Here is a 10,424-nt window from a genome sequence, read left to right as displayed (position 1 = left end):
TGCCACTAGGCGAATTTGAGGTCTTAGTGGTGGCTAAGTTTAGGGGGTAGATGAAAAAACTCAAAAGAGGTGCCCTGCACTTTGGACACTTAAGGGGTGTATAGCTCATTCTAGCCACTAAAAAACCAGCGCAAAGACACCTTAGCAAATAATCTCCACCCGCATGTGGGTCTGTGAGTCTTGTGGGAATTGCAACTAGCCTTGCAGACTATAAATGCAAAGCCTTGGTTAGCTTAGAAACGCTGGTTTAGAGTTAGTTAGGAAGCTCCTCATTTAGGGAGGGGTGGTTCATGAATCCACCCCCTTGTTTTGGAACTCTCTTGAGTCTAGTGGGGGTCGAATGGCTATTTTCTAATTTAGTCTTCAAAGAGGAGCGCACACTAGAGGGTTAAAAGCAAAAGAGATGTTAGAAAATAGATTAGAAAAAGAGAGTGTATTCTACACGGACACAATGGAGGTACTCGAGATTAGCTTTTTTAATGATGGGGTTATGAAAAGCATTAAGGTCAATGATTGCAACGATCATTTTTTATCTTAAGGGTCATCGCTAGACTTGTAGATACGGATAAAGCATACACTGAGGCATCAGTCTAGCTTGGGTTAAAACAAGGGCAGATCCATGCTATTTGGGGCGCGCAAGCCTAGCAGTTTGAGCACACTGGCTGCCACATTGTTTAGCCCGCCATCTTTGATATGATCAATCCCATGCCCTAGCACAAAACAAGGCACTTCATAGGTAGTGTGGTTAGTGAGCATGTTTTCATTTTCATCGCGCATCTGTTCGCAGTTGCCATGATCGCTGGTGAGTAACATGGCATAGCCCAACTCCTTAGCCAGAGCTAAAATTGCGCCTAGTTCTTGATCCACCGCTTCGACCGCGCGCACCGCTGCTTCAAAATTGCCCGTATGCCCCACCATATCCCCATTGGCAAAATTGACAATAATCAGATCTGTGCCCTTACGCATGCACGCGCGCACCGCTTCTCCCACCTGAGACGCGCTCATCTGCGGGCAAAGATCGTAGGTGCTCACTTTGGGGCTGGGCACTAAAATGCGCTCCTCGTTTTTAAAGGGGGTTTCCACCCCGCCATTGATAAAAAAGCTCACATGGGCATATTTCTCTGTCTCGGCAATGTGGGCTTGGCTCAAACCAGCCTCTGAAACCACCTTAGCTAAGGTATTTTTCACCTCTTCTTTGGGGAAGAGCACGGGGTAGGGGAAAAGCGCGTTATAAGCGGTCATGGTGGCAATGAGCAATTCTGGCGCGCCCGCCCCGCACTCGTACAAACCCTCAAACACCTCCAAATCCCCCCCCAACACCTGCACGATCTGGCGCATGCGATCGTTGCGAAAATTGATCGCGATGAGTCCCTCCCCATCAAACATGCCCGCATACCCTCCAAAGCTAGCTGGTTGCAAGAACTCATCGCTAATGCCCTGGGCATACATGCTTGCGATGTAATCTTCTGGGCTTAGATCGCTAGGGTTTAACCCATGCGCGATACTCTCATAGGCTTTTAAGGTGCGCTCAAAGCGTTTGTCGCGATCCATCGCATAAAAACGCCCCGCAATCGTGGCGATCTCAATACGCGTATCGCAAATCCCGCGCACTAAAGTCAAATACTCTAGCGCGCTTTGGGGCAGAACATCGCGCCCATCTGTAATCAGGTGCAACCACACTTTCTTCCCCATTCTCTCTAAGAGTAAGGCTGTCCCCATGAGGTGGTTGATATGGGAGTGCACTCCCCCATCGCTCATCAAACCTAGCACATGCACCACATTGGCATGTTCTGCTACACTTTGAAAAGCGGGATTATCCTCAATGCTATCCTGCTCAAAGGCTTTAGAAATGCGCACCAAGTCTTGATCGAGCACGCGCCCTGCTCCAATGCACATGTGTCCCACTTCAGAATTGCCCATTTGCCCCTCAGGCAAGCCCACACTCAAGCCATGTGTTTTGAGTAAACTATGGGGCAAATTGGCAAACATCCAGTCGTAAGTGGGGGTTTTGGCGTGGTGAAAGGCGTTGGCATGGCTTGAGGGGTTGTGCCCGATGCCATCGGTGATAATCAGTAGAGTCTTTTGCATTTAAAACACCGGAGCTTCTTGCATCAAGAAGATGGAATTGTCTTCAGCGCGCTTTTTATGTGGCATCTGGGGTGTGGGCTTGGGTTTGGCGTGGGCGGGGGGTTTTTTGTGCTGTCTTGTGGGGGTGTGGTGTTTTTTGGGTGTGGGCTTGGGTTTGGGTTTAGAGTGGATTTGAACGGGGTGGGTTTGGCTTTGTGCGTAGATAGTGCGCTTTTCAGAGGGCTTATTCTCATCTACGCTTTGTTGCAAGGCAGGCATCACACTTTGCAAAATTTTGATCTTAGCCAAGATGTCTTGATAATACTCATCTGCGCTTTGGTTGAGATAGTCGCTCTTTTGCCAGCGCAAACCCTTATGGTAAGACTTGATCATATTTTTAAGATCGCCCTTGTGGGTGCGCCGCCAGCTAATCAAAGTATCCAACGCCACTTTAGAAGCAAAAGCCTTATCGCGAATGAGCAAATCCCCATAGACATTTTGCATAAAACGCGTGTCGCGTTCGTTGTAAAGTTTCAACACATTAGGGATATAGGCATGGTAAATGCCCGCGCTTGGATCGCCAAAATTTATCCGATACATCCCCGCACAGGACTCTTTCCACGCGATAGCGGCTAATTCGTAGCCCAAATTCTGCTTAAAGCCGTAGCGGTAAGCATAGACAAGCACTTCCTTTTGTTGATCGTTGAACTTGAGTGGATCGTTGCATTCGGCTAGATCTGCTTTTTGGGCGTTTAGAACACCCAACACACCAAACACCCCTGCCAACACCACAAACCACAATCTCCCACGCGCTTTTTGCATATCTGAACCTTATTAGGCGACTTTTATCTATAACTTGTTATGATACTATAAGTCATCCTAGAGTTCCATTAGTTTACCCCAGGAGCGCGTTTGAACCAAGCTTTACTTGTAGAGATTTTGAGCGAAGAGATGCCCGCTAGACCCTTATTGCAAGAATTACCCCATATGCTAGACAAATGGGCGGGGATTCTAGCCCAATATAGCCTAGAGGGTGCCTTTGAGTTGTTCTACACCCCCACGCGTCTTGTGCTCTACTCCCCCCACTTCCCCACCTACACCCCGGCTAAAACTTGTGAACACTTTGGACCACCCCTTGAAATTGGCACAACGCAGGGCGCGCTCAATGCCATTGGAGAGAAGTTTTATGCCAAATTAGGGCTTCCCCCCCTCCTAGCCACCGCGATCAAGAATAATAAGCAGGTGCTCTATGCTACCACCACCACCCCACCCATTCCCACCGCCACCCTCCTAGACAAAATGGTGCTAGATTTTTTACACGCCCTAGATTTTGGCAAGAGCATGGCATGGGGTTTTATTCAGGGGCGTTTTATCCGCCCCATTCATAATATTTGTGCAATTTTAGGCACAACCCCCCTAGAGATGCCCGCTTGTGTGCGCGCCTATGCTTGCAACGCACAGGCTGGGACGAAATTGCATTTTGCGCGCAGTTTTGAATTTATCCCCACCCCCACGATCGCGCGTTACTTTGAGGTGTTGCAAAAAGGGGGGGTGATCTTAGATCCAGCTAAACGGCGCGCCAAAATTTTAGAGGAGATCCACGCCTTAGAGCAAAAATACCAAGTGCGCGTAGAGATTAAGCAGGAGCTCCTAGATGAGATTGTCGCCATCACCGCCTACCCCACCGCGCTTTATGGGCACTTTGACTCTACATTTCTAAGCCTGCCCCCTGAGATCATCAGCACTTCTATGCAGGAGCACCAACGCTATTTTTCTGTATTCAAGGGCGAGTCCTTGCACAACGCCTTTGTGGTGGTGAGCAACATGCCCTTAGAACATGGGGATTTTAGCCAGATTGTAGAGGGTAATGAGAAGGTGCTCAAGGCGCGTTTGAGCGATGCGGTGTTCTTTTACCAAAATGATCTCAAACGATCTTTGCAATGGAGTGTGATCGCGCAGAATTTAGAAAATATCGCCTTTGTGCAAGGCTTGGGGAGTCTCAAAGATAAAGTGCAACGCGAACAAGACATTGGGGCATGGTTAGCGCGCCAATACGCCCCAAGCGCACAACCTACACTCCAAGAGGTGTTAGCTCTAGCTAAGGCGGATCTCTCTAGCGAGGTGGTGTATGAATTTCCCGAATTGCAAGGGGTGATGGGTTCTTACTACGCGCGCCACCACTCTAAAAGCGCGCAGGTGTGTAGCGCGATCAAAGAGCAATACCTCCCCCTAGGCGAGCACACACCCCTACCCTCTAGCTTGCTAGGCGCGCTTAGCGCGCTAGCGATCAAATTAGACACTCTATTAGCGCTCTTTAGTGTGGGCAAAATCCCCACCGGATCTAAAGACCCCTTTGCTCTGCGGCGCGCAGGCAATGGAGTCTTGCGAATCTGTTTGCATTATGACTTAGATTTCAATTTGCACACGCATTTGGAGGCGTTGGCGCGCCCTTACGCCCCCTTTGAGTTGCATCTTTTAAGAGATTTCATGTTAGAGCGCTTGACTCACATACTAGCCTCCCAGATTACTAATTTTGAACCCACTCTGTATAAAGCCGTGCTCAAAGGGCTTAGAGTGCTTGACAGCGATGCTTATGGGGTGTGCCAAATTGCGCGCAAAGTGCAGGCATTGCACGCCTTCTTCAAGCAAGATCGTGCTTTAGAACTGGTGGCAATTTTTAAGCGCGTGGCTAATATCACCCAAGATGCTCCTCCCTCCCAAGTCGACCCCACACTCTTCAAAGATTCCAGCGAACATGGGCTTTATGGGGCTTACCAACAGGTAGCGCGCTTGGAATTTGACGACTTTTTAGAGAAACTCAACGCGCTACACACACTCAAAGCTCCTCTAGAGGATTTCTTTGATCGCGTCTTGGTGAACGATTCTTGTTTGCAGACCCGGCACAACCGCCAAGCTTTGCTCCATCTCATCTACCATGAATTTTTGGGTGTGGCTGATATTAAAGAATTGTAAAATGTGGGCGCGCCTTGGGCTTGTATGCGCCTTGCTACTGGGCGTGTTACACGCGCGCACTTTTTCTTTAGAAGAATTTTTCAAGCGTGTGGAACACAATTCCCTAGAGCTCATCGCCAAAAAGGCTGATTTCATCAGCCTCTTAGAGGAGCAAAAATCCACTAACGCATGGGATTTTCCCTTTGTCGCGCAAGAAACTTCCATTGTGCGCAACTTCCAAGGGATCGCTGAAGCCCAACCCCGCACGGTGTTGATGATCAAGCCTAAATTGCCTTGGGTTAGCCGTTTGTTGGCGCGCTCACTCTCTATTAAAAATGTGCAATACCGCAAGAGCTACGAGTTGAGTCGTAATCTTGCCTTTATTGGGGCTAAACGACTCTATTTGAACTACATTCTTAATATCGAGAAACATAAAATCTACGCCCAGCGCGAACACATCTTTTTTGAAGAACTCAGCGCAGCCAAGAGCAAGGTAAGCGCGGGGAGTATGTCGGAAAAAGACTATATCAACTTCAAAAATTCGTATTTGGAGTCTAAGTTGGCTAAGATCAATATTGAAACCTTGATCATCAATCAAGAGAAAACCTTGCACACTTTGCTAGCCATTGTAGACCCACTAAAGGGTGATGTGCCCTTTAGTGCCTTTTTAGACCCCCTGCGTGTGATCAAAATCCCTGCGCTCAAATTTGACTATGTGCATATGGGTCCCTATGAGTTGGAACGCATTTTAAAGCGTTCGCTGTATGTGGAAGTGTTGGATTTGAGCGCAAGAGATTACCGCGTGAACGCTAATCTAGCTAACCGCGATGTATTCCATAATTTTGAATTTGGGCTGGGCGCAGAGAGTTATAACTCCGCGACTAACTTGGCTATGGAGTTTAATATCCCCTTGCCTGTAACCCCTAAGAATATCCACTTGAAGCGCAAGTTTTTAGCCTTAGAAAATGGGGCGCGGGCGCAAAACGAGGTTACCAAGCGCAATATCCGCATTAACGCCAACGCCTATCTGCAACAGCTCAAAACCAAAGAACGCTACATGCGTATCCAAATTGAAGCCATTGACAATAAGCGCAATTTGATGGAAAAGGGGCGTATCGCCTATGAAGCCCAAAAGATCGGGCTGTTTGAGTATTTGATCTACCAAAATTCTTACATGGACGCGCTGATCGCTCTAGCCCAAGCCAAGATGGAGTATGTGGACATCACCGCGTTATTAGAAGAGAGTCTGGGCGAAACCCTCACCCAAGTAGGAGATGCGCGTTGAAATTTTGGCTGGTGTGTATCTTAGCTGTAGCTTTGCAAGCCTATGAAGAGATCAAACTATCTGCTAAACAGATCGCGAGTTTGGATCTCAAAGTGATCTCTTTGGATCAAAGTGTGGTTTCTAAGGGCTTGCCCTTCAACGCCTCGATTGATTTTGACAATTACAATCTTAAGCACTCTGTGGTGCAGAGTTTGAGTTTTGATGCGAGTGTGGTCGCCATTTACAAGAGTGAAGGAGAACATGTCAAAAAGGGCGATCTCATTTGTGAGATCACTTCTATTGATTTGAGCAACCTTTACTTTGAACTCCAAAACAACCAAAATAGGCTGAAAGTCGCCCTCGATGTGAGCAATAAGGACAAAATACTCTACAACAAGGGGGTGATCGCCAAACGCGAATACCAACAAAGCTATTTAGCCAGCCAAGAGATCAGCCTCAAAGTCCAAGAATTAGAAAATACCTTTAGAAATTTTGGCATCGATCCCAAACACCCTAGGGGGGAGTATGGTTTTCGAATTATCGCACGGCATGGGGGGGTTCTCTCCATCGCGCCTAAAGTGCTAGGGGAGCGTATTCTAGCCTTCACTACCTATATCCGCATTTCAGAAAAAAGCGATCTCATCGCGCGCATTAGAGTGCCGATGACTCTGTCTAAATACATCAAAGCGGGGTCTGTGGTCTTAGATGAGGGGGGCAATCCCATCGGGCGTATCCAAAGCGTGTCAGTGGTGCTAGATAAGAACTCCAACACCATCTTAGCCACTGCGCGCATCGAGCAGGGCAATTACCATGTAGGGGAGATGGTTAACCTCTTCATACAGGGAGCTAAACCTAAAAACGCGCTCATCGTGCCCTCGGATGCGGTGATTAAAAACGATCAAGATTACTTGATCTTTGTGCGCACTCCTAAAGGCTTTTTGCCCACCGCCGTGCAAATCTTAGAGGAGCGCAACCATGCCTTTGTGATCAAGCGTGGCTCTCTTAACTCCCATAGCAAAGTCGCTACCGGCGCGCTGGTGAGCTTAAAGGGTATTTTGAATCATTTTGGGGATGATTGATGCTAGCGCGTCTCTTGGAGTTTTGCCTAAGACAACGCTTGATTGTGCTTATCTGTGCAGGTTTACTCTTGGGGTTTGGACTCTATAGTTTTTTAAACACCCCTGTGGACGCTTTCCCAGACATGGCACCCACGCAGGTTAAGATCGTCTTAAAACTGCCCGGCTCCTCACCCGAAGAGATGGAGAACAATGTTGTGCGCCCCTTAGAGCTAGAACTCCTAGGGCTTAAGGGTGAAAAATCTCTGCGTAGCACTTCTAAGTATTCTGTGTGCGACATCACCATTGACTTTGAAGATGGCATGGATATTTATTTAGCCCGCAACATGGTCAATGAAAAACTAGCCCTGGTCCTACCAGATTTGCCCAAAGGGGTCGATGGGGGCATTGCGCCCATTGTAACCCCGCTTTCAGACATCTTTATGTTTACCATTGATGGGAATCTGCCCGATGTGAGCAAACGCCAACTCTTGGATTTTACGATCCGCCCGATGTTGCGCACTATTCCGGGCGTAGCCGATGTAAACGCGGTGGGAGGATTTGCGCGCGCCTTTGTGGTGATCCCAGATTTTAACGACATGGCGCGCTTGGGGATTTCTATTAGCGATTTAGAACACGCCCTTAAAGCCAATTTGAGCAATAGTGGGGCGGGGCGCATCGATCGCGATGGAGAGACCTTTTTAGTCAAAATCCAAACCATCGCGCTCACCCCTGAACAGATCGCCAACATCACCATCCCTACCAATCAAGGGCACTTGCACATTAAAGATTTTGCTAGAGTGATCACGCATTATCGCACCCGTCTGGGTTTTGTAACCAAAAACGGGGTAGATGAAACCACAGAGGGGCTGGTGCTTGCCCTAAGGGGGGCAAACTCTAAAGAGATCATCACCCAAGTGCGCGCCAAATTAGAACAGGATATTAAACCCCTCTTGCCTGCCGGGGTGCATATCCATGTCTTTTACGATCGCTCAGAATTTACCCACAAGGCTATTTCAGCGCTCAACAAGACTTTATTAGAAGCGATCACACTCATTATCCTCACCTTGTTTTTATTCTTGGGCAATTTCAGGGCAAGCGTGGCGGTGAGCGTGATCTTACCCTTGAGTTTATCTGTAGCGTTTATTGGGATCAAATTCAGCGGGATCACGCTCAATTTGATGAGTTTGGGTGGGCTCATCATCGCTATTGGCATGCTCATCGATTCGGCGGTGGTGGTGGTAGAAAACGCCTTTGAAAAATTAGGGCATCACAAAAACACCACCTCCCTACACACAATTTATCGCGCCTGTAAAGAGATCGCCCTCTCTGTGGTGAGCGGGATTGTGATCATCATCGTGTTCTTTGTGCCCATCTTGTCTTTGCAGGGCATAGAGGGCAAGATGTTTAAACCCCTAGCTTCTAGTATTGTCTTTGCGCTCTTGGGCACTCTGGTGCTCTCCATTACGCTCATCCCTGTGATCGCCTCCTTAGTGCTCAAAGCCCAGCCCCACACAGACACCCTGCTCACGCGCCTTTTTTACCGCATTTACACCCCTCTTTTGCGCTTTTCACTCAATAAGCCTAAGATCGTGATTTTGGGGGCGTTGGTGTTCTTGGGTGGTAGTCTTTCTCTCTTCCCTTTTGTGGGTAAGGCGTTCATGCCCAATTTAGATGAGGGGGATAGTGTGTTGAGTATTGAGAGCGTGCCCTCTATTTCTCTAAGCCAATCTAGAGATTTGATCTTGCACATTGAAAAAACTTTAAGGGAACGCGTTAAAGAAATCCAATCCATTGTGGCGCGCACGGGTTCAGACGAATTAGGCTTAGATTTGGGCGGACTTAACCAAACCGACATGTTCATCTCCTATATCCCCAAGGCTAAGTGGAGCGTGCCCACTAAAAAAGCCCTGCTAGACAAGATCGCCCAAGCTCTAGAGGATTTCAAGGGGATCAATTTCGCCTTCACGCAACCCATTGAAATGCGCATTTCTGAAATGCTCACCGGGGTGCGTGGGGATTTAGCCGTGAAAATTTTTGGAGATGATATTGCTAAACTCAATGCCTTGAGCGCGCAGATTGTAGAGATCATCAAAGGAGTAAAAGGCTCTGATGAGGTGCTAACCGAGCTCAACAAGGGGATTAATTATCTCTATGTAACCCCCAATCGCGATGCGATGGCTAATGTGGGGATCACCAGCGATGAATTTGCCAAATTCTTAAAATCCGCCCTAGAGGGGTTGGTGGTGGAATTTATCCCCACCGGGATTTCTAGGACCCCAGTTATCATCCGCCAATCCCAGGACATCGCCACTAATATCACGCTCATCAAAAGCCTAGAGATGACTTCTAATCGCGATGTGGCAGTGCCCATCACTTCTATTGCTACCTTAAAAGAAGTGGATGGTCCAGTTTCTATTGTGCGCGAAAACTCCAAGCGCATGAGTGTGGTGCGCTCCAATGTGGTGGGCAGGGATTTGGGGAGCTTTGTGGCTGAAATCAAAGCAAAGGTGAACGCGCAGGTGCGCCTGCCTCCTAATTATTACATCACCTACGGGGGGCAATTTGAAAACCAAGAGAGAGCCAACAAAAGACTAGCGACTATTATCCCTTTAAGTATTTTAGTGATCTTCTTCATTTTATTTTTCACCTTCAACAATGTGGCGTTAGCCTTGTTGATTTTGTGTAATATCCCCTTTGCGATCACAGGCGGACTGATCGCGCTTTTCATAAGCCATGAATACCTCTCTGTCCCTGCTAGCGTGGGTTTTATCGCGCTCTTTGGGATCGCGGTGCTCAATGGGGTGGTGATGGTGGGCTATTTTAGAGAACTTTTAGCGCAGGGCAAACGCGTAGAAGAGGTGGTGCTAGAGGGCGCGCTCAGACGGCTTAGACCCGTGTTGATGACCGCCTGCATTGCTGGACTTGGGCTTATCCCGCTTTTGCTTTCTAATGGTGTGGGGTCTGAAGTGCAAAAACCTCTAGCCATCGTGGTGTTGGGCGGGTTAGTAACCTCTAGTATTTTAACCCTGCTGCTCTTACCCCCCATGTTCATGCTATTGGCTAAAAAAATCAAGGTGATCTAG

General features: G+C 48.1%; 7 protein-coding genes. 5 read left to right on the top strand and 2 right to left on the bottom strand.

What is annotated here, in order from left to right; all coding sequences use genetic code 11:
* The first annotated feature begins 403 nt into the window (after positions 1-403).
* A complete protein-coding gene (locus EAO33_RS09750; protein ID WP_268877471.1) occupies positions 404-538 on the top strand; it encodes a hypothetical protein in 135 nt (44 codons plus the stop codon).
* 62 nt (positions 539-600) lie between these two features.
* On the opposite strand, the gene gpmI is transcribed toward EAO33_RS09750, so the two are convergent.
* Together gpmI and EAO33_RS07025 are read right to left on the bottom strand one after the other, a co-directional pair.
* The gene (gene gpmI, locus EAO33_RS07030) at positions 601-2,088 is read right to left on the bottom strand and encodes a 2,3-bisphosphoglycerate-independent phosphoglycerate mutase (protein WP_120946056.1); all 1,488 of its coding nucleotides are present in this window, start codon (positions 2,086-2,088) and stop codon (positions 601-603) included.
* On the bottom strand, positions 2,089-2,889 hold the full coding sequence (locus EAO33_RS07025) for a hypothetical protein (RefSeq protein WP_120946055.1): 801 nt from the start codon (positions 2,887-2,889) through the stop codon (positions 2,089-2,091).
* Between the two features lie 90 nt (positions 2,890-2,979).
* Here EAO33_RS07025 and glyS point away from each other — a divergent pair, with 90 nt between their 5' ends.
* The 4 genes from glyS to EAO33_RS07005 are packed head-to-tail and all read left to right on the top strand — an operon-like array spanning position 2,980 to position 10,424.
* Positions 2,980-5,040 carry a glycine--tRNA ligase subunit beta gene (glyS, locus tag EAO33_RS07020; protein ID WP_205589530.1) on the top strand — a complete coding sequence of 687 codons (2,061 nt, stop codon included), beginning with the start codon at positions 2,980-2,982 and terminating at the stop codon, positions 5,038-5,040.
* 1 nt (position 5,041) lies between these two features.
* Positions 5,042-6,304 carry a TolC family protein gene (locus EAO33_RS07015; RefSeq protein WP_120946054.1) on the top strand — a complete coding sequence of 421 codons (1,263 nt, stop codon included), beginning with the start codon at positions 5,042-5,044 and terminating at the stop codon, positions 6,302-6,304.
* Positions 6,301-7,362: an efflux RND transporter periplasmic adaptor subunit gene (locus EAO33_RS07010; protein ID WP_120946053.1), complete on the top strand. Its 1,062-nt coding sequence runs from the start codon at positions 6,301-6,303 to the stop codon at positions 7,360-7,362. The genes EAO33_RS07015 and EAO33_RS07010 overlap by 4 nt, the downstream gene beginning before the upstream one ends.
* A complete protein-coding gene (locus EAO33_RS07005; RefSeq protein ID WP_162982238.1) occupies positions 7,362-10,424 on the top strand; it encodes an efflux RND transporter permease subunit in 3,063 nt (1,020 codons plus the stop codon). Before EAO33_RS07010 ends, EAO33_RS07005 begins: the two co-directional genes overlap by 1 nt.

The sequence above is a fragment of the Helicobacter labacensis genome (assembly GCF_003660285.1).
Taxonomy (GTDB): domain Bacteria; phylum Campylobacterota; class Campylobacteria; order Campylobacterales; family Helicobacteraceae; genus Helicobacter; species Helicobacter labacensis.
The sequence above is the reverse complement of the archived record's forward strand: the minus strand, read 5'-3'. Positions and strand labels throughout refer to the sequence as shown.

Coding starts and splice junctions, on each gene's coding strand:
- EAO33_RS09750 (WP_268877471.1), top strand. CDS start 404: ATGTTAGAAAATAGATTAGAAAAAGAGAGTGTATTCTACACGGACACA.
- gpmI (WP_120946056.1), bottom strand. CDS start 2,088: ATGCAAAAGACTCTACTGATTATCACCGATGGCATCGGGCACAACCCC.
- EAO33_RS07025 (WP_120946055.1), bottom strand. CDS start 2,889: ATGCAAAAAGCGCGTGGGAGATTGTGGTTTGTGGTGTTGGCAGGGGTG.
- EAO33_RS07015 (WP_120946054.1), top strand. CDS start 5,042: ATGTGGGCGCGCCTTGGGCTTGTATGCGCCTTGCTACTGGGCGTGTTA.
- EAO33_RS07005 (WP_162982238.1), top strand. CDS start 7,362: ATGCTAGCGCGTCTCTTGGAGTTTTGCCTAAGACAACGCTTGATTGTG.